This is a genomic window from Pantoea sp. DY-17 (assembly GCF_019795975.1).
In the GTDB taxonomy this organism is placed as follows: domain Bacteria; phylum Pseudomonadota; class Gammaproteobacteria; order Enterobacterales; family Enterobacteriaceae; genus Pantoea; species Pantoea leporis.
Genome location: NZ_JAIMIG010000001.1, coordinates 1,047,506 through 1,072,032, shown reverse-complemented (window position 1 = coordinate 1,072,032; position 24,527 = coordinate 1,047,506). Strand labels below are relative to the sequence as shown.

The window sequence follows — 24,527 nt, the reverse complement described above, 5'->3', positions numbered from 1 at the left end:
AGCCGCGTAAAGCGGCTTTTTAGCCTGTTTTGGCCTTGCCGCGCGGACCCGATTCGCGTAAAACTGTCAGCCGCTCTTAGGCCACGAAACTATATAAATTATGTTCCAGGATAATCCGCTGCTCGCGCAGCTTAAAGAGAAGCTTCACGCGCAGACTCCGCGCGTCGAAGGTGTTGTTAAAGGTACGGAAAAAGGCTTTGGCTTCCTCGAAGTTGATGCCCAGAAAAGCTACTTCATTCCGCCACCGCAGATGAAGAAAGTGATGCACGGCGACCGTATTTCGGCCGTGATCCACACCGATAAAGACCGCGAGAGTGCCGAGCCGGAAACCCTGGTTGAGCCGTTCCTGACCCGCTTTGTCGGCCGCGTGCAGAAGAAAGACGATCGCCTGTCAATTGTGCCGGATCATCCGCTGCTGAAAGAGGCGATTCAGTGCCGCGCCGAACGTGGCGTGACCCACGATTTCCAGAACGGCGATTGGGCGGTAGCAGAGATGCGTCGTCACCCGCTGAAAGGCGATCGCGGTTTCTATGCTGAACTGACCGAATTCATTGTCACTGCGGACGATCACCTCGCGCCGTGGTGGGTAACGTTGTCGCGCCATAACCTCGAACGTCAGGCTCCGGACGTCGGTTTTGGTGAGATGCTCAACGAAAATCTGCAGCGTGAAGATTTGACCGCGCTGAACTTCGTCACCATCGACAGCGCCAGCACCCAGGATATGGATGATGCGCTGTACGTGGAAGAGGCTGCCGACGGCAATCTGATCCTGACCATCGCTATCGCCGATCCAACCGCTTATGTGGCGGAAGGCAGCGAGCTGGATAAGCTGGCGTCGAAACGCGCGTTCACCAACTATCTGCCGGGCTTCAACATTCCGATGCTGCCGCGCGAACTCTCTGACGACGTCTGTTCCCTGCGTCCGAACGAGCGTCGTCCCGCGCTGGCTTGTCGCGTTACCGTGCTGAAAGATGGCAGCCTGGCTGATGACGTGCATTTCTTTGCTGCGTGGATCGAGTCGAAAGCCAAGCTGGTTTATGACGAAGTTTCCGATTGGCTGGAAAACAGCGGCAGCTGGCAGCCTGAAAACGACGCCATTGCTCAGCAGATTCGCCTGCTGCATCAGGTTTGCCTGGCGCGCAGCGAATGGCGTCAAACCCACGCGCTGGTGTTTAAAGATCGTCCGGACTACCGCTTTGTGTTGGGCGAGAAAGGCGAAGTACTGGATATCATCTCTGAGCCACGTCGCATCGCCAACCGCATCGTTGAAGAGTCGATGATTCTGGCTAACGTCTGTGCCGCGAAAGTGCTGCAGGAGAAGCTGGGCTTCGGTATCTATAACCTGCACACCGGTTTCGATCTAGCCAATGCTGAGCAGGCCGCTGGCGTGCTGGCGGGGCATGGCATCACCGTGGATCCGCAGGCGATTACCACGCTGGAAGGCTTCCGCCAGCTGCGTCGTCAACTCGATGCGCAGCCAACCCAGTATCTGGATAGCCGCATTCGTCGCTTCCAGTCGTTTGCAGAAGTCGGCACCGAGCCGGGCCCGCACTTTGGTCTTGGCCTCGAAGCCTACGCGACCTGGACTTCGCCTATTCGTAAGTTCGGCGACATGATCAACCATCGCTTGCTGAAGGCGATTGTGCGCGGTGAAAGCACTGGCCGTCCGCAGGATGAGCTGACCACCATCATGAGCGAACGTCGTCGCCTGAACCGCATGGCCGAGCGCGATGTTGGGGACTGGTTGTATGCCCGTTTCCTCGCACCGTTTGCCGCTACCGATCGCAAGTTCAGCGCCGAGATCATCGACGTATCTCGCGGCGGCATGCGCGTTCGTCTGCTGGAGAATGGCGCGGTAGCCTTCATTCCTGCGCCGTTCATCCACGCGGTGCGTGATGAGCTGGTGTGCTCGCAGGAAAGCGGCACCGTGCAGATAAAAGGTGAAGTCGCTTACCGTGTCACTGACATCATCGACGTGACCATCGCCGAAGTGCGTATGGAAACCCGCAGCGTGGTCGCGCGTCCTGCCGCCTGAGCATGAAAACTCGCGGGATAACAGCCGTTATCCCGCATTTCTCTCCGCCCGCTTTAGCAAATGTTAAATTTGCTTTCCGCTTCACATTTCTAATGCCTTTGTCTGTCGTTAACAATTCATTACATTACTTTTAACTTGTTGTATTCGATCGCCTCTTTTCCCGGTCCCTACAAGGAGTTAACTCATGAACAACGTCAAAACCAGTCTCATCTGGTTAGCGGTGGCGTTAATTGGCGCGGGCGCATTTGCCATGCTGGCCCTCAGCCGTGGCGAACACGTCAACGCGGTGTGGCTGGTGATTGCCTCCGTCGCCTGCTACAGCATTGCCTATCGCTTTTACAGCCTGTTTATCGCTAAGCGTATTTTCGAACTGGACGATCGCCGTCGCACGCCGGCGGAGCGCTTAAGTGATGGCCTCGATTATGTGCCGACCAATAAATGGGTGCTGTTCGGCCACCATTTTGCGGCGATTGCCGGTGCGGGCCCGCTGGTTGGTCCGATCCTCGCGGCGCAGATGGGCTTCCTGCCAGGCACCATCTGGATTCTGGTTGGCGTAATGTTTGCCGGTGCGGTGCAGGATTTCCTGATCCTGTTTATCTCAACGCGTCGTGATGGCCGCTCATTGGGTGAGATGGCGCGTCAGGAGCTCGGCTCATTCGCTGGCGTGGTCACCATGCTCGGCGCGCTGGGTGTGATGATCATCATCCTCTCCGCACTGGCGCTGGTGGTGGTGAAGGCGCTGGCCAACAGTCCGTGGGGCTTGTTCACCATTGCCGCTACCATTCCGATTGCCTTGTTTATGGGCGTGTATATGCGCTTCCTGCGTCCGGGAAAAATCGCGGAAGTGTCGATCATTGGTTTTGTGCTGATGATGGCGGCGATTATTTACGGCGGCAATGTAGCAGCCGATCCCTATTGGGGCCCGCTGTTCACGCTGAAAGGCACGGAGCTGACGTGGGTGCTGGTGATCTACGGTTTTGTCGCCTCTTCGCTGCCGGTGTGGCTGCTGCTGGCACCGCGCGATTATCTCTCCACCTTCCTGAAAATTGGCGTGATCATCGGTTTGGCCATCGGCATCGTGTTTGCCATGCCCGAGATGAAGATGCCCGCGGTGACCAAATTTATTGATGGCACCGGGCCGGTCTTCTCCGGCGCGCTGTTCCCGTTCCTGTTTATCACCATCGCCTGTGGCGCCATTTCAGGTTTCCATGCGCTGGTTTCGAGCGGCACCACGCCGAAATTGGTGGAGCGCGAAAGTCATATCCGCTTTATCGGCTACGGCGCGATGCTGATGGAATCCTTTGTGGCGATCATGGCGCTGATTTGTGCCTCGGTGCTCGATCCGGGCGTCTACTTTGCCATGAACTCCCCTGCCGCGCTGATTGGCACCACGGTGGAAAATGCGTCGCAGGTGATTAACGGCTGGGGCTTCGTGGTGACGCCAGAGATGCTGAGCGGCATTGCGCGCGACGTCGGCGAAAGCACCATTCTTTCGCGTGCCGGTGGTGCACCAACCTTTGCGGTCGGCATGGCGCATATCATCACCGAAGTGTTTAACAGCCGCGCCATGATGGCGTTCTGGTATCACTTCGCCATCTTGTTTGAAGCGCTGTTTATCCTGACCGCTGTGGATGCCGGCACCCGCGCCTGTCGCTTTATGGTGCAGGATCTGGTGGGCACCGTGGTACCGTCGATGGCGAATAACCGTTCATGGTTGGGCAACATGGCGGGAACCACCGTCGCGGTGGCGGGCTGGGGTTTCTTCGTGTATCAGGGCGTGGTCGATCCGCTCGGCGGCATCAATACGCTGTGGCCGCTGTTTGGTATCGGCAACCAGATGCTGGCGTCAATGGCGCTGATTCTCGGCACCGTGGTGCTGTTCAAAATGAAGAAGCAGCGTTATGCGTGGGTGACGATTGTTCCAACCGCCTGGCTGTTCATTACCTCGATGACCGCGGGCTGGCAGAAGATTTTCCACGAAAAACCTTCGATTGGTTTCCTGGCGCAGGCCAACAAGTTCCGCAAAGGCATTGATGACGGCATCGTCATCGCCCCGGCGAAGAGTGTTGCTGACATGCAAACCATCGTCTTCAGCAATCAAATTAACGCGGCCCTGTGCGCCTTCTTCATGCTGGTGGCGGTGACCATGCTGGTGGCGGCCTTCTTCGTGATTCGTCGGGCGCTCAACAGCACGGTGCCAACCACCCATGAATCTGAGATCTCACTACGCAAAGAGGTGCGAAATGTCTGAGTCCATTTATCACTGGAGAAAACCCAACGGGCCGTGGCACATTCAGCAGTGCTTACCAATCGCCCCCGCCACGGCTGGGCAAAATCTTACGCGCTGGCAGCGCATCTGGCGGGGATTGCAGCAAAGTTTTCGTTTAATGGTCGGCGTTCATGACTATCAAACTTATCTGAAGCATATGCGCGAACATCATCCAACGATCGCCCCCATGGATGAGCGTGCTTTTCACCGTCACTGCCTCGATGCCCGCTTTCCCAGCCAAGCCGGAAAACTCGGTAAGTGCCCTTGCTAACAGAGATTAGCCCCGCTTGTCGGGGCTTTTTCGTGCCATTCTTTAATAAAAACAAAAATATATTTGGATTGCATCTTGTGCTGACGCAGGAGGTTGAATACTGTTGCTAAAATAATGAGATACCGCCCGCTGAGCATTCCCCCGGAGGAAGTTTCCATGACCGATGAACAAGGGCAAACATTGCTATATACCTTGTTTGGCACCACCAGCCCTCATTGGCGTTTAACTTCAGATAGTGATGCTCTGCATTTTGCCGAAGATGAGAACGCAAACACCAATATGGCGGTGCCGCTGACTCCCGCACAAGCCAGTTTATTACGTGCGATGACGGTCATTACCTCAAGTATTAACCTCACGCTGTCGCTGCATGGCGAACCTGTTCCGATGCATTTTGTCGGCCGTAAAGTCAATCAATCTACCTGGGCAGGCACCTCGTCAGCCTGGGGCGATACGTCGTCTGTCGCGCGTGATTTGACGCTGGGTTTATCCTTCGCCGAGCAAGTGGTTTCTGAGGCGAATTCCGTCATCGTGATCCTCGATCAACGCGGTAATATCCAGCGTTTTAACCGTTTGAGTGAGGAGTACACCGGGCTGAAAGAGCAGGAAGTGATTGGCCGCAACGTGTTCCAGCTGTTTATGACTAAGCAGGAAGCGCAGGCATCACGTCGTAATATCGCCGGTTTCTTCCGTGAAGGCAGTTCTTACGAAGTTGAACGCTGGATAAAAACCCGTAAAGGTCAGCGACTGTTTCTGTTTCGTAATAAGTTCGTTCACAGCGGTAGCGGAAAAAATGAAATTTTCCTCATCTGTTCCGGAACCGACATAACCGAAGAGCGCCGCGCTCAGGAACGTCTGCGCGTGCTGGCCAATACCGATACCGTCACCGGCTTGCCCAATCGCAACGCGATCCATCAGCAGATTAGTCTGGCACTGGAGCTGGCGAATGGCAGTCAAACCGGCGTGGTGTACCTCGATTTAGACAATTTTAAGAAGGTGAACGACGCTTACGGCCATATGTTTGGCGATCAGCTGCTGCAAGCCGTGTCGCTGGCCATCCTCAGCTGTCTTGGCAAAGACCAGACGCTGGCGCGCCTTGGCGGCGATGAGTTCGTGGTGCTGGCGGAACACACCAGCCAGGCAGCGCTGGAAGCGATGGCGTCGCGTATTCTTGAGCGGCTGCGTCAGCCATTCCGCATTGGCCTGATTGAGGTTTACAGCGGCTGCTCGCTGGGTATCGCCCTCGCCCCGCTGCATGGTGAAGATCGTGAAAGCCTGATTCGTAACGCCGATACCGCGATGTATCACGCCAAAGAAAACGGCCGCGGCAAGTTTTGCGTGTTCGCTAATGAGATGAATCAGCGCGTGTTTGAGTATCTGTGGCTCGATACCAACCTGCGCAAAGCGCTCGAGCTGGATCATCTGGTGGTGCATTACCAGCCAAAACTCAATGCCGAAGGCGAAGTGCTGAGCGCCGAGGCGCTGGTGCGCTGGAATTCTCCAGAGCGTGGTCTGGTGCCGCCGGGCGATTTTATCTCCTACGCCGAAGAGTCCGGTTTGATTGTGCCCTTGGGCCGCTGGGTGATGCTCAACGTGCTGCAGCAGATCATTAAATGGCGCAGCGAAGGCATCTTTCTGCGCGTCGCGGTTAACGTCTCGGCCAAGCAGCTGATCGACCAGAGCATTTACACCGATTTGAAACAGGCATTGAATGAAGCCGGTTTGACCGAGTGTCCAATTGATATTGAGCTGACGGAAAGCTGTTTGATTGAGAACGAAGCTGGTGCGCTGATGCTGATGAAACAGTTTCAGGAGCTGGGTGCGCAGGTGCATCTGGATGACTTTGGTACCGGTTACTCCTCACTTTCTCAGCTGGCGCGCGTCCCGATTGATGCCATTAAGCTAGATCAGAGCTTTGTACGTAATATCAACAAACAACCCGTGGCGCAGTCGCTGGTGCGTGCGATTGTCGCGGTGGCCAAAGCCCTGAAGCTGCAGGTGATCGCCGAGGGCATTGAAACCAAAGCCGAAGAGAAGTTTGTTATGGCCAACGGTGTTGATGGGCGTCAAGGTTATTATTATGCAAAACCAATGCCCGCAGAACAGCTCGGGCATTGGCTGGCTAAGCATCCTGCCCGCGTTTAACGCTGGTCTGCGAGATTAGCCGGCTTTGCGCAAGGATGCGCTATGACGGTTCTGCAGTTGTACCAGTCGTTCCATGTAAGCAATGTCTTTAGGTTCCAGTGTGAAGGCATAATCGACCCAGTCCTCCGTGATATCCATTAGCTCAGCGCGTGATAACTGCAATACGCGTTGACGCGCTTTCAGCATTGCCCGCACGCCGTTCAGTTTTGGACGTAACGTATCGATGAAGGTGCGTGTGGTGCGATAACCATCGCCCGGCTGGAACACCTTGTCGACCAGACCACGCGTTTCATACCATTCCGCGCTGTGTGACTCACCTTCCATAATCAGCTCTTCGGCCAGCTTCATGCCAGACCGACGCGCCACTAACGAGTAGCCGCCCATACCGGGGAACAGGTTGAACGCGATCTCCGGGAAACCCATGCGCGCGCTGTTCTGCGCCAGAATGAAGTGATGTGCCAGCGCCGCTTCAAAGCCGCCGCCGAGCGCACTGCCCTCAATCATTGCCAGCGTGACCGCACCGGTATCGAAACCCCGCGCTGCGGAGTGAATGCAGTCGACACAGGCACGCGCATAAGCGCGCAGTGCTTCACGACGGTTGTTGCGAATGCATTCCACGAAGAAACGCAAATCGCCTCCGGCGTTAAACATCTGTGGCACTAACGAACCCGTCACCCAGAAATCAATCGGCAGACCGGAACGTTGAGCGGAATAGCTCAGGTTCATGATCTCCTCAATTAATTCGTGGTTAAAACTCGGACGGGGTTGCGCACGCAGCATCATCCACATGGTGCGGCGGCCCTCTTCATAGTAGGCCGCGAGCTGTGTGGTTTGTCCAACTTCGGTGAACAGTCTGCATGTTGGTTGGTTAATTACTGTCATTGTCTCATCCTCTGTTTATGTTTATGTAGTGCGTTAAACGCCACATCAGCGTAATCCAGAGTGAGGCCAGACCAAATGAGAGATTGATTTATAAAGCAAAATCCAGAGATATCCCCGACCAGCGGCCGGGGAAGCATTAGCGGGCTTACTTGATGGCAGCGCGTTGCCCCACGGCAACATGAGAACGCTTAACGCGTCGTGAATAAACCGCGGTGATGATGGGTACAATGATGGAGGTCACAATTACCGACGTGGCGACTAATGCCGTTGCGGCGGGTGCGACCGGTTTAAACTGTGGCAGCATCTCGGCAATCAACACTGGCGTGGCCACCGCAGCCCCGGCGGTACTCGATGCCGCAATTCCCGCCGTACCATCGCCACCGCCAATCAGGCGATCGGCAATAATCAGCGGAATGCCGGTGACAATGATCACTGCGACACCCAGCATAATGCCCAGCAGGCCAGTTTGCGCGATGACGGTCAAATCAATGGTATTACCCAACGCAAAGGCAAAGAACGGAATCAGCGTGTGTACCGCTTTGCCAAAGAACTCGCGCAGTTCGGGATCGAGATTACCCAACGCGAACCCGACGATAAACGGCAGTACTGCGCCAACGAAGACATGTGGCTCAAACGATGCGATGCCTGCGGTGCCGAGAATCACCATCGTCATCAGCGGCCCGGACTCCAGCGACATCAAGACAAACGCACCAGCCTCTTCTTTCGAACCGTATTGCTGCATGATGGATGCGTATAAACCGCCATTGGTCATATCCATCGCCGCCACTAACGCCAGCGTCGAGAGACCGGCAAACATGCCCACTTCCACGCCATTTTCCGGCATCACACGTGAAGCAATCGCCGCGACCACCCACGCCACCGCAATTTTGGTGAGCACGAGCGTGCCCGATTTACGTAGTACTGTGCCGGTGGCGCTGAGTTTGATGGATGCGCCCATGCAGAAGAACCAGACCGCAAGAATCGGGACGGTGCCGGTCATCAACCCATTGGTGAACGAACCAAAGTATTTACCTGCGCCCGGAGAGAACGTATGGCACATCGCGCCCAAAAACAGCGGAATCAGCATCATGCCGCCAGGAATTTTATCGATTGCACGTTTGATATGCATAAAGGTGTCACCTTAACTGAGCCAGAGGGAGGTGTTTTTATGAATTGCCAGATGGCATGGCGAGCAAGATAACGATTGGCAGAAAGGAAAAAAGTGATCGCAAATGCATTTATGAAACGCTGTTTTATTTTTATTGATTGATCATTTTGTATTTATGACGTGAATCGCCATACCAGATGATTGGAAGTTAAAAGAGAGGAGCCGGGAGGCGTTTTTGCTCAAAGGATGGATTATCTTTGCGGGCGCTGACACATCTGCCCTTTTCAACAACTCGCACTGAAGCTTATGAGCAGGCCGGGGGCGCTTTTGTGCCGGCAATCCGCAGCGCTGAACGAAGCGAGGAGGCCAGGAGAGCCCGCAGGACGCGGGCGAAAGGCGGAGCCGGGACAGGACGTCCCGTCTCCGCCGGTCCGTCAGGCAGACGAGCAAAGTGAAGGTACCGCGCTAGCGGCGCGAGGACCGCCGGACCAAAAGTGTCACCGGCCTGCGCGCTCACCATTTACTTAATTGACTGGCATGACACCTGCAGGCGCTTATGTTTTTAAATACAGGTTAATTCTGCCCATACCACGCATTTTTACCGTGCTTACGCAGATAGTGCAGATCAAGCAGTGTTTGCGATATCGGCGGTAACTCAGTGCGCAGCTGCTCGGTATGCAGTGCCATATAGGCCACCTCTTCTAATACCACCGCACTGTGTACTGCAGCATGCGCATCTTTACCCCAGGCAAACGGGCCGTGGGAGTTCACCAGCACGGAGGGGATTGCCGTTGGTTCAATTCCGCGCTGCGCAAAAGTTTCAATGATCACCTGGCCGGTATTCCACTCGTATTCCTGCTCAATCTCTTCGCGCTTCATCTGCCGCGTGCAGGGAATGGTGCCGTAAAAATCATCGGCGTGCGTGGTGCCTAACGCGATGATTTCACGTCCAGCCTGAGCCCAAATGGTGGCATGGCGCGAGTGCGTATGCACGATGCCGCCGATCTCTGGCCAGGCGAGATAGAGCGCGCGGTGGGTGGCGGTATCCGAGGATGGGCGCATTTTCCCTTCTATTACCTCGCCGCTGGCGAGATCGACGACAACCATATCGTCGCGCTGCATCTGCTCGTACTTCACGCCCGACGGCTTGATCACCACTAAATTCCGATCGCGGTCCACTGCACTAACGTTGCCCCAGGTAAAGGTGACAAGGTTGTAACGGGGTAAATCGAGATTGGCTTCCAGCACCTGCTGCTTTAACGCTTCCAGCATCTTTTTTCTCCTGCGAACTGTGATAGCTGAATTGTGCGGAGCAGGGAGAAAAAGCGTTATGGATGGAACGGCTGTAAAAGCTGCGGAAAGTGGCTAAGGCGTTAAATGTGTGGCGCGGGTTGGTTTTGATGATTAAACAAGAAGTGGCTTGCAAACTCGCATTTTAGGACCGTTTTACCCTGCCGAGTGCGGTGTAACATCTATACTTATATGGTTACCACGGTGTTAACATTCAAGGAGAAGTTAATGACTACAACAATGAAACGTCTTACTGCTGCCGTATTGGCAACAACACTAGTTGTCGCGCTGAGCGGCTGTTCGAATTGGTCTAAACGCGACCGTAATACCGCAATCGGTGCGGGTGCGGGTGCCATTGGTGGTTCAGTACTGACCAACGGTAGCGGACTTGGTACCGTTGGTGGCGCAGCTGTCGGCGGCATCATCGGTCACCAGATCAGCAAATAAATTATAATTATCAGGCTACGCAGCGCATCTACTTAACAACGGGCCACCTCAAAAGTGGCCCGAACTCCTTAACCACCCGCTAGCTTGACTTTCATGCCTTTGTCTTCCAGCAGCGTTTTAATCAGATCGCGCTTATCGCCCTGAATCTCAATGACGCCCTCTTTCACTGCCCCACCGCAACCACACTTTTTCTTCAGTTCAGCAGCCAGTTTTTCGAGAGCGCTATCACCCAGATCGACACCGGTAATCAGACACACGCCCTTACCTTTACGTCCGCTGGTTTGGCGTTGAATACGCACGATGCCATCGCCTTTAGGTCGTGGCGCTTTCTCTTCTTCATGGGTGATACGACCGCTATCGGTCGAATACACCAATCGATTGTCCTGAGCCATTAAGCCTCCTGTAAACTCTGCAGGATTTGCTGCAGCGTGGCGGCCGGATCGGCGGATTGGGTGATCGGACGCCCGATGACCATATAATCCACGCCGGCGTGTTTTGCCTGCTGCGGCGTCATAATACGGCGCTGATCGCCCGCATCGCTGCCGGCCGGACGAATGCCTGGCGTAACCAGCGCGAAATCCTGACCTATCACCTGCTTAAAATGCGCGGCTTCCTGCGCCGAACAAACCACGCCGTGCAGGCCGCAATCACGAGTCAAACGTGCCAGCCGCTCAGCCTGCGCGGCTGGAGATAAGGTGATGCCTAAACCTTTGAGGTCGTCTTCATCCATGCTGGTCAATACGGTGACAGCAATCAGCAGCGGCGCATCGTTGCCGAATGGCACCAGCGCTTCACGAGCCGCGTTCATCATGCGAGCGCCACCGCTGGCGTGCACGTTCACCATCCACACGCCAAGATCGGCTGCGGCCGCGACTGCATGTGCGGTGGTGTTTGGGATGTCATGAAACTTGAGATCGAGGAACACTTCAAAACCCCGTTCCTGCAGCGTTTTCACCAGCGATGGACCAAACAGTGTGAACATCTCTTTGCCCACTTTCAGGCGACACTGGCCTGGATCGATGCGGTCTACAAACTGCAGCGCGCTGTTGAGATCATGATAGTCGAGTGCCACCAGAATAGGTGAAGTGGTTACAGGCATAACGTTTCCTCAGTAACTGGCACCCGCAGGCGCGATGGACAAACGGCAAGCATTCTACCTGCGCAGGCCGGTGCCGACAATCACGCTACCGCCAGAACTTGCCTGTTTGACTGCTAGCTGCACGATGCCAAGGCAGTTTCTTAATTAAACTCACAAGTATGTTGTAACTAAATAGATGTAACCAGACGCGTGATGCGGCCATTTATTGGCCGTCGAGTCCACGGATGGGTTTAACTGAAGACCAGGCGCGACAAGATGGGCAATGCCAGTACAGAGCATGGGCAGTGAAGCCACATTTCTGGCAGCGATATCGCGGCTTAGTGCGGATCTGCTCGCCGACCATATCGCGCAGCACCATCAAGCTCTCTTTCGCACGTCCGTCTTCCGCTTCGTGTAAGTGGAAATCCATCAAACGATGAAACACACGCATCGTCGGATGACGCTGAAGCTGACGATTGATATACAGCTGTGCCGCTTCCGGTCCCTGCTGTTGCTCAAGAATATGAGAGAGATAAAGCTCTGCTGCGGCGCCAGTATTCTCGTCGACACAACGCTGTAAAAATTGCGCCCAGTTTTCGGGTTGGTTCAGGCGCTGGTAGCAGGTTTCCAGCATGGGTAACGTTTCACTCACCAGCTCTTTGTCCTGCTCCAGCACGCGCTGCAGTCGGCTGGCGGCTTTAGCGTACTCGCCCTGCTCCATCAAAATGCGGCCCATCATGATTGAGACGCGCGCACTTTGATGATCGGCTGACTCGCCCTTCTTCAGCAAGCTCATCGCCCGATCAAGGTCGTCACTGCTTAATGCCTGCAACGCCAGCTCACAGTAGAAATGGGCAATTTCCCCTTTCTGCTTGTCTTTGCCGAGCTTAACCAGCTTTTCCGCCACGTCGATGGCTTTTTGCCAGTCGCTGGTTGCCTGATGAATCAACAACAATTGCTGCAACGCGCCAATACGGAAATCGGTCTCTTCCACCAGTTGCCCAAACATATCTTCGGCACGATCGTACAATCCGGCTGCCATGTAATCTCGGCCGAGTTGCTGGATCGCCAGCAAGCGCTGCTCGTAGCTGAGCGACGCACTTTCCATTAGGGATTGGTGAATGCGAATGGCGCGATCAACTTCACCACGCGAACGGAACAGATTGCCAAGCGTCAGATGCGCCTCAACCGTGCCGCTGTCCTCTTTCAACATGTCGAGAAAGAGATCAACCGCTTTGTCCTGTTGATTGGAGAGCAGGAAGTTTACGCCGGTCACATAATCGCGCGACAGGCGGTTCGCTTCCTGTTGCTTATCCTGATGTGCACTGCGGCGGCCCATATACCAGCCATACGCCGCAGCAACAGGAAGAAGCAGAAACAGCAATTCAAGCATCGAAAATTAATCCCGACGACTGGCAGTTGGTGATGGGGTCACTGCAGTAGATTGTTCATTCTGTGCCTGCATACGTTTAAGCTTACGCTGTGCATTTGCCAGAGAAACACGTAAGCGTAACCAGAACAGGCCGCAAATCGCCCATCCCAGCAGGAATCCAGCGCCAAACAAGCTGGCGAGCAGTGTTGAAATGCGGAATTCGCCCTGCGCTAGCAGATAGTTAAAGGTGATGATTTGGTCGTTATGCGCTCCGAACGTGACGGAGATGATGAAAATGACCAATACCACGAGAAAAATAAGCAAATATTTCACAATGCGTCCTGTCGAGAGGTTATCCAATAGAAGTATGCCAAAAAACCGCCGTCGATGCTGCTTATCCCCACATCAGTTAGCGCTTTTTTCTGCAAGCACAATCAATCATATGGGGATGAATAGGCTGATTACAATCCATCATCACGTTGCGCGATCTCACGATGTTCCTCTGGAGGAATGGTGAGCGGGCCGCAAAAACGCTGGGCCAGCAGCGTAGCTACGGTCACCAATAACCAGGATATCAGCGTTGCCATCACTAAATCACGCGGCCAGTGCATACCCAGCACTAAACGGCTGCCCATCACCGCGGTCGCCCAAACGAATAATACGGCAACGGTGGCAAAATGACGGCGCGGCCATAACAGGCCGATGGCTAAAAGCGCCCAGCTGGCGGCAAACATGGTATGCCCGGAAGGAAACGCATAACCGGTTTCAAATGCCCAATGATTCTTCAGCCATTGCGGCAGCTGAGTGTCATTGGCCAGCAAAGTTGAGACCATTTCGCCGCGCTGCTGGCGATGAAGCTGATAAAACTCATCACCGTTAATGCCATGACTTTTTTCCAGCCAGATGACGTAGGGGCGCGGTTCCTGCACATGCTCTTTGATTGAGGATTTGGTGTACTGACCAGCAAGAATCGCACCATTCATGATAAGAATGAGCAGAATCGCGGGTTTGAGCCGGAAGCGTAAACACCACAACACCCAGGCGCTGAGGATGATACTGGTGAGGATACCCCACGGACTGGTAACGGTTTCCGTCATCCAAAACAGCACGCGAAGTAGATTGCCGCCTTCCCCGGGTTGCCATTGCCAGTTAGATATCCACACGCCCAACGGCATCAACAACAATAAAAACGCCCCTAAGGTGGTGCGCTGAATGATTTTTAACATTCGCTTCCTTTTAGATCCGGATTAACAGGTGCGTTAAGCATAACTTTAGCTGAAAAAAGAATAACATACCTATTGCGGCTTGGATAATTGTGCTTTATCACTACAATCACTCTGACCGATTAACGGCAGCCGTTCGGGTTGTGGCACAATAGCGTAAGTTTCATCGGGCCACATGGCCCGTGCGTTATCATGATGATAGCGCATCCTCTGAAGGTTCTGGAGAGTCACATGCAGCTTAAACGGGTAGCAGAAGCCAAACTGCCCACGCCATGGGGAGATTTCCTGATGGTTGGTTTTGAAGAACTGGCAACCGGCCACGACCATGTCGCGCTGGTTTATGGTGATATTAGCGATCACAATCCGGTGCTGGCGCGCGTCCATTCCGAATGTCTTACCGGCGATGCCCTGTTCAGCTTACGCTGTGACTGCGGTTTCCAGTTGGAAGCGGCGTTAACGGCGATTGCGGAAGAAGGTCGTGGCATTCTGATGTATCACCGTCAGGAAGGTCGTAACATCGGATTGCTGAATAAAATTCGTGCTTATGCATTGCAGGATAAAGGCTACGATACGGTCGAAGCCAACCATCAGCTCGGTTTCGCCGCTGATGAGCGTGACTTCACGCTATGTGCAGATATGTTCAAACTGTTGGGCGTCAATGAAGTGCGCTTGCTGACAAACAATCCGCGCAAGGTTGAAATCCTGAGTGAAGCCGGTATCAATATCGTCGAACGCGTGCCGTTGGTTGTCGGGCGTAACCCGAAAAACGCGCACTATCTCGATACGAAAGCCGAAAAAATGGGTCATCTGTTGCCAAAGTCGTAAGCGGTGTTTATAGCAGATAAAAAAAGCCGGGAAATCCCGGCTTTTTCTTTTAGTTCAGCATATTGCGTATCACATAATGCAAAATGCCGTCGTTCTGGTAATAGGTTAGCTCGTTACCCGTATCGATACGGCAGCGCGTTTCCAGCGTCTCCTGGCTGCCATCCGCGCGCGTCAGAATTACGGTTACCGTGCCACCCGGCTTAAGCTGCGACAGATTTGCCACATCTATAAACTCTTCACCCGTAAGCTGCAGCGTTTTACGCGTCACGCCAGCCGGAAACTCGAGCGGCAGAATCCCCATACCGATCAGGTTAGAGCGGTGAATACGCTCGAAAGATTCGGAGATAACCACGCGCACGCCCTGTAAGCGCGGCCCTTTTGCTGCCCAGTCACGACTTGAGCCTGAACCGTACTCTTTACCAGCAATCACCGCTAACGGCACACCTTCCTGCTGATACTTCATCGCCGCATCGTAAATCGCCAACTGCTCGTTAGTCGGGAAGTGTTTGGTATAACCGCCCTCAACACCCGGCACCATTTCGTTACGAATACGGATATTAGCGAAGGTGCCGCGCATCATTACTTCGTGGTTACCACGACGCGAACCGTAAGAGTTGAAATCGGTGCGCTCAACGCCATGCGACAGCAAATAGCGTCCGGCTGGACTTTCGGCTTTGATGCTCCCCGCTGGAGAAATGTGGTCGGTGGTGACGGAGTCACCCAGCATCGCCAGAATGCGCGCGCCTTTGATATCCTGCACCGGCTTCGGCGTTTTCTCCATGTCGTCAAAGAAGGGCGACAGACGAATGTAAGTAGAATCACCATCCCAATCGTAGGTTGCCGCTTCGCTGACTTTGATCTGCTGCCACTCAGGCGTGCCGTTAAACACCTCGGCATACTCTTTGTGGAACATATCGCTGGTGACTTTTTGCACCGCTTCCGCAATTTCTTCCGGCGAAGGCCAGATATCCTTGAGGAAAACATCGTTGCCTAGGCGATCCTGACCGAGCGGATCGGATTGCAGATTGAGCTTCATATTACCCGCTAAGGCATAAGCAACCACCAGCGGCGGCGAAGCCAGCCAGTTGGTTTTAATTAACGGATGAATACGGCCTTCGAAGTTACGGTTACCCGAAAGCACCGCGGCAACCGTGAGATCACCCTCTTTAATCGCGCTTTCTATCGCGTCCGGTAACGGGCCGGAATTACCGATACAAGTAGTACAACCGTAACCGACCAGATTGAATCCTAACTCGTCCAGATATGGCGTAAGCTGGGCCACAGCAAGGTAGTCAGAAACCACTTTGGAACCGGGTGCCAGTGAGGCCTTAACCCAGGGCTTGCGCATCAGACCGCGTTCAACGGCTTTCTTCGCCAGTAAACCGGCAGCCATCAGCACGCTAGGGTTTGAGGTATTGGTACAAGAGGTAATCGCCGAGATCACGACCGCACCATCATCCAGCTGATAGCTTTCTCCGGTTTCGCTATCGCGGTAGCTCACGGTTTTATGCGGTTTTTGCGCCTGGTTAACTTCCAGTTCGTTGCTGGCATCAAAAGCAGTAGGAACATCACCGAGTGATACACGATCCTGCGGACGTTTTGGTCCGGCCAGGCTGGACTCGACGTCGCCCATATCCAACGCTAGAGAGCTGGTGAACACCGGCTCATCACCCGCGTTACGCCACATACCTTGTTGCTTAGCATAAGCCTCAACCAGTTCAACCTGCTCCGCATCGCGGCCGGTGAGCGTCATATAACTCAGGGTGACATCATCGACGGGGAAAAAGCCGCAGGTCGCACCATACTCAGGCGCCATGTTGGCGATGGTGGCGCGATCGGCAAGCGGCAGGTCGGCTAAGCCGTCGCCGTAAAATTCTACGAATTTACCCACAACACCATGTTTGCGCAGCATTTGCGTAACGGTTAACACCAGATCCGTTGCGGTGATGCCCGGACGCAATTTACCAGTGAGTTTGAAACCGACTACGTCAGGAATCAGCATTGAGACCGGCTGACCAAGCATCGCCGCTTCAGCCTCAATCCCGCCAACGCCCCAACCCAATACGCCGAGCGCATTGATCATGGTGGTGTGCGAATCGGTGCCCACCAGCGTATCGGGATAGGCGATCTCTTGCCCATTCAGCGTCTCATGCCAGACAGATTTACCGAGGTATTCCAGATTGACCTGATGACAAATCCCGGTGCCCGGAGGTACTACGCGGAATCGATTGAAGGCTTTTTGCCCCCAGCGCAGGAAAACGTAGCGCTCATGGTTGCGCTCCATTTCCAGGTGCACATTTTCATCAAAGGCTTTGTCATCACCGAAATGGTCCACGGTGACAGAGTGATCGATAACCAAATCTACCGGGGATAAGGGATTGACTTTGGCGACGTCGCCGCCAAGGCGTTTCACCGCTTCGCGCATGGCAGCCAAATCTACCACCGCCGGTACGCCGGTAAAATCTTGCATTAATACCCGCGCGGGACGATAGGCAATCTCACGATCGGCGTGAGCATCTTTTTGCCAGGCGACCAGCGCTTCAATATCTTCAAGCGTGACAGAATCACCATCCTGCCAGCGTAAAAGGTTTTCCAGCAGGACTTTCATCGACTTGGGCAAGCGATCGATATTGCCCAGTTGCTGAGCTGCTTTGGGCAAGCTGTAGTAATGATATTTTTTTGCCCGAACATCCAGCGTGTCCTGACTCTGCTCGCGTAACGTTAACGACATAGCGCCTCCATGTAAGTGAATCTTTTTTAAACCTCAGTGACTGCAAGGTTTAACTTAAAGATAGACTACATTGCCGTTAACGTTTTGATAACAACACGAATAGACACATTAAAACACAATGAAAAATGCCCCGACGTTTGTCAGGGCATTTATAAATTCCGTGTAATTTGAGTTAGGGCTTAAATCATCGCCCAGAAGGCAGCGGCCCAAAAAGCCAGGGAAAAGGTATATACGCTCACCCAGGATAATGTCGTTGTATTGATGTTCATGATTCACTCCCTCCCGGATTCCGGGCAAAAAAAGTCCACCGTCTTCAGCGTTGTACTGATGACACCGTTTTTTTAATGCTGAGTGTTAAAGGACGGGCTTTAAACTTGCCCACCGGATAATCCGGCAAAAAGAGGGACTAAACGACTAAATATAGTACGGAACGCATGCTGCGTTATTTCGACTTCATATCCATGAAGGATTCAATAAAGTTGCGCTGATTCTCGCTGAGTTCCCACGAAGTCGGAATGGTGACCTGAGGTTCAGTGGATACAACGTCTTTAACTTTGCACGCAGGCGTTTGCGGCTGACGTGCAGAAACCGGATGCTTACGACTGAGTGTATTTGCCCACATGGCTTAACCCCACATACGCCAAATCATTAACGCCACCAATACCCAGAACAGTGCTGAAGCAGCGAAGACAGTCATCCAAGCTTTGCGACGGGTATTACCAGTACGCTCAACTTTGGTGCTTTTAGTCCGGAAGCCCGGCTGTACAGTTATTCTCGTATTCATAGTTTTTGATAATCACTCTCAATAAAACGATTGATGACAACGATTAAGATTTAGGACGAATCCTAAACTTGTTAAGACCGAAAATCCAGTTATTTTTATTGAGCACAACGATTAACGCTATTTATCAAAACGCCAAAAATTGATGAGATAAATTTAATTACCAACACAACTATTAATTAAAACGTTACATTGTAAATTTGGGTTAACAGCAAATTAGATCCAATCTAAATTTGAGTTTAATTTACCAAGCCAGTTAAAAAGCCCTTCCTCATCAACTCTTAACTAGAGTATGGGAATATTCCTGGCGAGCTGCAAAGCAGCATCGTAAAAATTGTGTACTGATTCGCATTTAATAGATAACAATGAAAAAACATGTGACCCATGTTTCATTTACAAAAAAATAATGATTTTTTTTGAAGTACTCGTGGCGCTAAGCGCTAAGGGATTCCGAAGGTGCCCACTGGACACCTTGGCAAAAGAATGAGTTAGGAATTTACTTGAAGGGTAACTTGATGTCGCGGAACATAGCTTCGATGTCTTCATTAGAGCGCAATGCGACCGCCGCATCCACCACATCACGCGTCAGGTGTGGTGCGAAACGTTGAATGAAATCATACATATAGCTACGGAGGAAGGTGCTACGTCTAAAGCCGATTTTGGTCGTACTATTCGTAAAGATTTCTGAAGCTTCTATACGCACCAAATCGGGGTCTGCAACCGGATCAACCGCCATACTGGCAATTACACCAACGCCCAAGCCTAAACGCACGTACGTCTTGATGACGTCAGCATCCGTCGCGGTGAAGACGATGCGTGGCGTTAATCCGGCGCGATTAAACGCGGTGTCCAATTCTGAACGGCCGGTAAAGCCGAAGGTGTAAGTCACTAACGGGAAATCCGCCAACTCTTCTATGGTCACATTTGATTTACCTGCCAACGGATGATCTGGCGTTACCACAATGGCGCGGTTCCAGTGATAGCACGGCAGCATAATCAAATCGTCATACAGATGCAGCGCTTCTGTGGCAATGGCAAAGTCTGCATTGCCCTTTGAAACTGCCTCAGCTATTTGCGTCGGCGACCCCTGATGCATATGCAAAGAGACGCGAGGATAGCGCTCAATAAAGCCTTTAATCACGCCTGGCAGCGCATAACGTGCCTGCGTATGGGTAGTTGCTACATACAGCGAGCCTTTATCTGGCCAGGTGTGTTCACCAGCAACAGATTTAATCGCGTCAACTTTGGACAGCACTTCGCGCGCAATCCGAATAATCTCTTCACCTGCAGGCGTTACTTGCGTCAGATGCTTACCACTGCGTGCAAATATCTGCACGCCCAGCTCATCTTCTAACATACGGACTTGCTTACTGATGCCTGGCTGCGAGGTATATAAGCCTTCGGCGGTCGATGAGACATTAAGATTGTGATTAACCACTTCGACGATGTAACGCAACTGCTGCAATTTCATAGTTATATCTTCCTGGTAGCGACAGAGGTGCATTCCCGGCAGGCGTGTTTCCGCTTTAATTGCGGTGAGGGAGGGAAAGCGAGTCAGCGAAACGAAAAGAGTTCTATAACTACTATATCAGTTAAAGGAAGAATGTAGAACGATTAGCTATAAGGATAAGAGAAAGGCCAGCGAATGCTGGCCTTGCGGGGAATTACTTTTTCGCTTCCTGCCATTTGCCGTCAACATAGAACATTGACCAGCCAGTGGCTTTGCCATCCTTTTCGGAAGAGACGTATTGCTGTTTGGTCTTGCGACTGAAACGTACCATCGTCTTATTCCCTTCCGGATCGGCGGCTGGCGCTTCTGACAGATATTTCAGCTTTTCTGGCAGGCGGTCGGCAAAGCGTTGCAGCTCTTCCACCAGCGGCGCGCGCGTTTCACGTGATTTCGGGAAGGTATTAGCGGCAAGGAACACGCCCGCTGCACCATCACGCAACACAAAGTAAGCATCCGACTTTTCACACTGCAATTCTGGCAGCGGCACCGGATCTTCTTTTGGCGGCGCGACGTCACCGTTACGCAGAATCTTACGGGTGTTTTTGCACTCGTCGTTGGTACACGCCATGTACTTACCGAAACGACCCATTTTCAGATGCATTTCAGAACCACACTTCTCGCACTCAACAATCGGACCGTCGTAGCCCTTGATGCGGAATTCGCCCTGCTCAATCTCGTAGCCGTCGCATTCTGGGTTATTACCGCAGACGTGTAACTTGCGCTGGTTATCGATCAGATAGCTGTCCATCGCGGTGCCACACTTCTGGCAACGACGACGAGCGCGCAGCGCATTGGTTTCAGCATCATCGCCTTCCAGCACGTTGAGCACTTCATTTTCCGGGATCAAGTTGATGGTCTGCTTGCAGCGCTCTTTCGGCGGCAAAGCATAACCCGAGCAACCCAGGAACACGCCGGTACTGGCAGTGCGAATCCCCATCGGGCGGCTACAGGTTGGACAATCAATTGACGTCAACACCATCTGGTTCGGCTGCATGCCGCCCTCTTCCGGATCTTTCTCAGCATCATCTAGCTGCTGACTGAAATCACTGAAGAAGGAGTCGAGTACCGCTTTCCATTCGGCTTCATTATTCGCCACCTGATCGAGGCTATTTTCCATGCGCGCGGTGAAGTCATAGTTCATCAGCTCGCGGAAATTAGACTCCAGACGGTCGGTAACAATTTCACCCATTTTTTCGGCGTAGAAACGGCGATTCTCAACTCGCACGTAACCACGGTCCTGAATGGTGGAGATAATCGAGGCGTACGTTGATGGACGACCAATGCCACGTTTTTCCAGCTCACGCACCAGCGATGCTTCACTGAAGCGCGCCGGCGGTTTGGTGAAGTGCTGGCTTGGCATCAGCTCTTTAAGATCCAGCATGTCGCCAACGTCTACCGGCGGCAGCGTCAGATCTTCATCATTTTTACGCAGCGCAGGCATCACGCGCGTCCAGCCATCGAAACGCAGCGTGCGGCCTTTGGCTTTCAATTTGAATTCAGCCGCGCCCACGGTCAGCGTGGTGGAGTCGTACTGAGCCGGAACCATCTGGCAGGCAACAAACTGGCGCCAAATCAGCTGATAGAGTTTCTGCGCATCAGCTTCCATATCTTTCAGCTGCTCAGCCACGATATTCACGTCAGAAGGACGAATCGCTTCGTGCGCTTCCTGTGAGTTCTCTTTGCTGGCATAGGTATTCGGCGCTTCTGGCAGATACTTTTTACCGAAACTGCTCTCAACATAACCGCGTGCCATCGCCACGGCATCCTGGCTTAGGTTGGTGGAGTCGGTACGCATATAGGTGATGTGGCCCGCTTCATACAAACGCTGCGCCATCATCATGGTCTTCTTCACGCCGAAGCCCAAACGCGTACTCGCCGCCTGTTGCAGCGTTGAGGTAATAAAAGGTGCAGAAGGCTTGCTGCTGGTCGGCTTGTCTTCACGATCCAGCACTTCGTAACGCGCTTTCTGCAAAATCGCTACCGCCGCGTGAGTTTGCTCACGATTAACCGGTCGGAACGCTTTGTCATTCTGATGCGTCACCTGCATGGCCAGATCGGCGCCTTTCGGCGTGGCGAAATCAGCATCGATTTCCCAATACTCTTCTGGCACGAAGGCTTTGATTTCGTGCTCGCGCTCAACAACCAGACGCACCGCAACCGACTGAACGCGACCGGCTGACAGGCCGCGGGCAATTTTCTTCCACAGCAGTGGCGACACCATGTAACCCACCACGCGATCCATAAAGCGGCGCGCTTGCTGTGCGTTGACACGTTCAATATTAAGCTCGCCGGGCTTATCAAACGCCTGACGAATCGCATTCTTGGTGATTTCGTTAAATACCACGCGGCTAAAGCGCTTATCGTCCCCACCGATCACTTCCCGCAGGTGCCAGGCAATGGCTTCCCCTTCGCGGTCAAGGTCGGTTGCGAGATAGATGTGGTCTGCATCGGCAGCCAGGTTTTTCAGCTCAGCGACAACTTTTTCTTTGCCCGGCAGAATTTGATAATCCGCTTCCCAACCATGCCAGGGATCTACACCCATGCGGTTTACGAGTGCGGCTTTCTCATCCTTTTTAACCTTTTTTCCAGGTTTCGCTTTTTCCCCGTCGGCACTTTTACGGGCAGTTGAACCGCTGGTCGGCAAATCACGGATATGACCGACACTGGATTTCACCACGTAGTCATTACCGAGGTATTTATTGATTGTTTTGGCCTTTGCCGGGGACTCAACGATTACGAGTGATTTACCCATATGTACCTTTACCTAAATGAAACGTCCTGATAAACGGGAGAGAATTGGAGGTCCCAAAACCCAATGGGTTCAATATTGCTGCCGGCATTTCGCATTTCAAGGCAGCAGGGATAATCTCAGGTCAGATTGCGTCGACTTCTGCAACTTTATGATTAGGAGCGAGTTTTCCATCTGACAGAACCACACATCCGGGTGTGATCTCCCTGAAAGCTGAATCGCCCACACTCTACCTGATAAAATCCGTTACGCAACTTAATTAGCATTCTGCCTAATTTTGCGCCAGTTTTTACGACGCCATGCTGATTTGCTGAACGCGATAGCTCGCAAGTAATATAGAAGGAGAAAAATGGCTGTCAAAAAAGAGGTGAAAAATGTCAGTGCCAACGGAATCTATTTCACGCCAGGCGTTACTGGAAATAGCCAATCAGATAATCACGCAGCACGAAAATTATTTTGTCGGATTAGAAGCCAATGATGTGATTCAGCAAGGTGATGTTTTGGTGTTTCGCGGTCCCTATTTTCTCGATGATGAAGGCTTGCCCACCGCCAAAACCACCACGGTATTTAACGTGTTTAAACACCTCGCGGTCGAACTCTCCTCTCAATATCATCTGGCATAAAAAAGCCCGGCAATTGCCGGGCTCGGTTACAACAGCGGCTTCTCACCGCGCTGCCATATTTTCAGAATCAACCGCTCTGCCGCCAGACTGGCGCTGTTGGTGAAGCGATCCATCATTTTACGCTTACGTGCGTAATGGACGCCCAGCACGGTGAAGCGATCCATATGCTTGATAATCAACGCATCGCTGGTGCCGATTTCATCAATCAAACCCAAATCCAGCGCCTGACGGCCATACCAATGCTCGCCGGTCGCCACTTTGTTCAGATCAAGCGACGGACGCATCTGCTGTACAAAATCTTTAAACAGCTGATGCGTTTCATTGAGATCTTCCTGGAATTTCTCGCGCCCTTCTTCCGTATTTTCACCAAATAGCGTCAAAGTCCGTTTGTACTGACCGGCGGTATGCAGCTCGACGTCAATATCGTTGCGCTTTAACAGGCGGTTAAAGTTGGGAATCTGCGCGACCACGCCAATTGAACCAATAATAGAAAACGGTGCGGCCACAATGCGATCCGCCACGCAAGCCATCATGTAACCGCCGCTGGCAGCGACTTTATCCACCACCGCCGTCAATTGCAGACCGGCATCGCGCAGGCGTTGCAGCTGCGAAGCCGCCAAACCGTAGCCGTGTACTACGCCGCCGGGGCTTTCCAGGCGAAGTAGCACTTCATCGCCCGGCACCGCAACTGCCAGCACCGCGGAGATCTCTTCACGCAATGAGGTGACCTCACTCGCGTCCATGCTGCCTTTGAACTCCAGCACATACAGCGTGGGCTTCAGCGTCTCGCTCACGCCGGCTTTAGCATTGCGTTTATCGGCTTTCACCTTTTGCTTCTCTTCTTTCTTATGCTGCTTGAGCCACACTTTTTGCGCCTGTGGCTTCATTTTGGCGAGCTGCAGATCTTCCTTCATCTCACGATAATCATCATCGAGATGCGTCAAACGCAGCTGACCGCTGCTGTGACGTTTACGCAGCGCGGCATTTAGCACAATCAGAACAATAGCTGCGATCGCCACCACCACGGTAACGGCCTTAGCCAGAAATAATCCATAACTGGAGAAAAAATCCATTCTGCCGCCTTATTAAACAGTAAATTACAACAGCTGTAAGTTTACCCGCTTTACGCGCTGTCGTCGCCTGAAATGCCCGCAGGCGGCACAGAATGCGAGGCTCAAGCGTTGCACCGCG

Annotated in this window: 21 protein-coding genes; 7 read left to right on the top strand and 14 right to left on the bottom strand. The window is 53.0% G+C overall.

Features of this window, described 5'->3' with window-relative positions; genetic code table 11:
* Positions 1 to 100: 100 nt before the first annotated feature.
* The 4 genes from K5Y33_RS05140 (at position 101) to pdeR (ending at position 6,717) form a co-directional block, all read left to right on the top strand.
* Complete coding sequence (locus K5Y33_RS05140; protein WP_222233366.1) at positions 101 to 2,035, top strand: exoribonuclease II; 1,935 nt, start codon at positions 101 to 103, stop codon at positions 2,033 to 2,035.
* A gap of 184 nt (positions 2,036 to 2,219) precedes the next feature.
* Positions 2,220 to 4,286 carry a carbon starvation CstA family protein gene (locus K5Y33_RS05135; RefSeq protein WP_110866240.1) on the top strand — a complete coding sequence of 689 codons (2,067 nt, stop codon included), beginning with the start codon at positions 2,220 to 2,222 and terminating at the stop codon, positions 4,284 to 4,286.
* Complete coding sequence (locus K5Y33_RS05130) at positions 4,279 to 4,575, top strand: YbdD/YjiX family protein (RefSeq protein WP_110866241.1); 297 nt, start codon at positions 4,279 to 4,281, stop codon at positions 4,573 to 4,575. The genes K5Y33_RS05135 and K5Y33_RS05130 overlap by 8 nt, the downstream gene beginning before the upstream one ends.
* Positions 4,576 to 4,731: 156 nt before the next feature.
* A complete protein-coding gene (gene pdeR, locus K5Y33_RS05125) occupies positions 4,732 to 6,717 on the top strand; it encodes a cyclic di-GMP phosphodiesterase (protein WP_222233365.1) in 1,986 nt (661 codons plus the stop codon).
* 15 nt (positions 6,718 to 6,732) lie between these two features.
* Here pdeR and K5Y33_RS05120 read toward each other — a convergent pair whose 3' ends face one another.
* The 3 genes from K5Y33_RS05120 to araD form a co-directional block, all read right to left on the bottom strand.
* Entirely contained in the window at positions 6,733 to 7,599 is an 867-nt protein-coding gene (locus K5Y33_RS05120) for a crotonase/enoyl-CoA hydratase family protein (RefSeq protein ID WP_007892438.1), read from the bottom strand.
* A 145-nt stretch (positions 7,600 to 7,744) separates the two neighbouring features.
* Entirely contained in the window at positions 7,745 to 8,728 is a 984-nt protein-coding gene (kdgT, locus tag K5Y33_RS05115; RefSeq protein ID WP_222233364.1) for a 2-keto-3-deoxygluconate transporter, read from the bottom strand.
* A 552-nt stretch (positions 8,729 to 9,280) separates the two neighbouring features.
* Positions 9,281 to 9,979 (bottom strand): L-ribulose-5-phosphate 4-epimerase, encoded by a 699-nt coding sequence (gene araD, locus K5Y33_RS05110; RefSeq protein WP_222233363.1) that lies wholly within the window; start codon positions 9,977 to 9,979, stop codon positions 9,281 to 9,283.
* A gap of 246 nt (positions 9,980 to 10,225) precedes the next feature.
* Between araD and osmB the strand changes: the two genes are divergently transcribed.
* Complete coding sequence (gene osmB, locus K5Y33_RS05105; RefSeq protein ID WP_008106509.1) at positions 10,226 to 10,444, top strand: osmotically-inducible lipoprotein OsmB; 219 nt, start codon at positions 10,226 to 10,228, stop codon at positions 10,442 to 10,444.
* Between the two features lie 68 nt (positions 10,445 to 10,512).
* Here osmB and yciH read toward each other — a convergent pair whose 3' ends face one another.
* The 5 genes from yciH to pgpB form a co-directional block, all read right to left on the bottom strand.
* Positions 10,513 to 10,836, bottom strand: a complete 324-nt coding sequence (gene yciH / locus K5Y33_RS05100; RefSeq protein ID WP_222233362.1) for a stress response translation initiation inhibitor YciH — start codon at positions 10,834 to 10,836, stop codon at positions 10,513 to 10,515.
* A complete protein-coding gene (gene pyrF / locus K5Y33_RS05095) occupies positions 10,836 to 11,543 on the bottom strand; it encodes an orotidine-5'-phosphate decarboxylase (RefSeq protein WP_110866245.1) in 708 nt (235 codons plus the stop codon). Before pyrF ends, yciH begins: the two co-directional genes overlap by 1 nt.
* Before the next feature lie 202 nt (positions 11,544 to 11,745).
* The gene (gene lapB, locus K5Y33_RS05090) at positions 11,746 to 12,915 is read right to left on the bottom strand and encodes a lipopolysaccharide assembly protein LapB (protein ID WP_222233361.1); all 1,170 of its coding nucleotides are present in this window, start codon (positions 12,913 to 12,915) and stop codon (positions 11,746 to 11,748) included.
* 6 nt (positions 12,916 to 12,921) lie between these two features.
* Positions 12,922 to 13,227, bottom strand: a complete 306-nt coding sequence (locus tag K5Y33_RS05085; protein ID WP_222233360.1) for a LapA family protein — start codon at positions 13,225 to 13,227, stop codon at positions 12,922 to 12,924.
* Positions 13,228 to 13,355: 128 nt separating this feature from the next.
* Entirely contained in the window at positions 13,356 to 14,120 is a 765-nt protein-coding gene (gene pgpB / locus K5Y33_RS05080; protein WP_222233359.1) for a phosphatidylglycerophosphatase B, read from the bottom strand.
* Positions 14,121 to 14,348: 228 nt separating this feature from the next.
* Here pgpB and ribA point away from each other — a divergent pair, with 228 nt between their 5' ends.
* Positions 14,349 to 14,942 (top strand): GTP cyclohydrolase II, encoded by a 594-nt coding sequence (gene ribA / locus K5Y33_RS05075; protein ID WP_097097212.1) that lies wholly within the window; start codon positions 14,349 to 14,351, stop codon positions 14,940 to 14,942.
* A gap of 49 nt (positions 14,943 to 14,991) precedes the next feature.
* Here ribA and acnA read toward each other — a convergent pair whose 3' ends face one another.
* The 5 genes from acnA to topA all read right to left on the bottom strand — a co-directional run bounded on the left by acnA (position 14,992) and on the right by topA (position 22,716).
* Positions 14,992 to 17,673, bottom strand: coding sequence for an aconitate hydratase AcnA (gene acnA / locus K5Y33_RS05070; protein WP_222233358.1), 2,682 nt, complete (start codon positions 17,671 to 17,673; stop codon positions 14,992 to 14,994).
* A 442-nt stretch (positions 17,674 to 18,115) separates the two neighbouring features.
* Positions 18,116 to 18,295, bottom strand: a complete 180-nt coding sequence (locus K5Y33_RS05065) for a hypothetical protein (RefSeq protein ID WP_064738813.1) — start codon at positions 18,293 to 18,295, stop codon at positions 18,116 to 18,118.
* Positions 18,296 to 18,298: 3 nt separating this feature from the next.
* Complete coding sequence (locus K5Y33_RS05060; protein WP_222233357.1) at positions 18,299 to 18,457, bottom strand: YmiA family putative membrane protein; 159 nt, start codon at positions 18,455 to 18,457, stop codon at positions 18,299 to 18,301.
* Between the two features lie 493 nt (positions 18,458 to 18,950).
* Positions 18,951 to 19,925 carry an HTH-type transcriptional regulator CysB gene (gene cysB, locus K5Y33_RS05055; protein ID WP_064738814.1) on the bottom strand — a complete coding sequence of 325 codons (975 nt, stop codon included), beginning with the start codon at positions 19,923 to 19,925 and terminating at the stop codon, positions 18,951 to 18,953.
* A gap of 193 nt (positions 19,926 to 20,118) precedes the next feature.
* On the bottom strand, positions 20,119 to 22,716 hold the full coding sequence (gene topA / locus K5Y33_RS05050; protein ID WP_101764270.1) for a type I DNA topoisomerase: 2,598 nt from the start codon (positions 22,714 to 22,716) through the stop codon (positions 20,119 to 20,121).
* Between the two features lie 371 nt (positions 22,717 to 23,087).
* Between topA and K5Y33_RS05045 the strand changes: the two genes are divergently transcribed.
* Positions 23,088 to 23,336: a DUF2498 family protein gene (locus tag K5Y33_RS05045; RefSeq protein ID WP_137385883.1), complete on the top strand. Its 249-nt coding sequence runs from the start codon at positions 23,088 to 23,090 to the stop codon at positions 23,334 to 23,336.
* Between the two features lie 26 nt (positions 23,337 to 23,362).
* Here the strand turns inward: K5Y33_RS05045 and sohB are convergent, their stop codons facing one another.
* Positions 23,363 to 24,409, bottom strand: a complete 1,047-nt coding sequence (gene sohB, locus K5Y33_RS05040) for a protease SohB (protein ID WP_222233356.1) — start codon at positions 24,407 to 24,409, stop codon at positions 23,363 to 23,365.
* Positions 24,410 to 24,527: the final 118 nt, after the last annotated feature.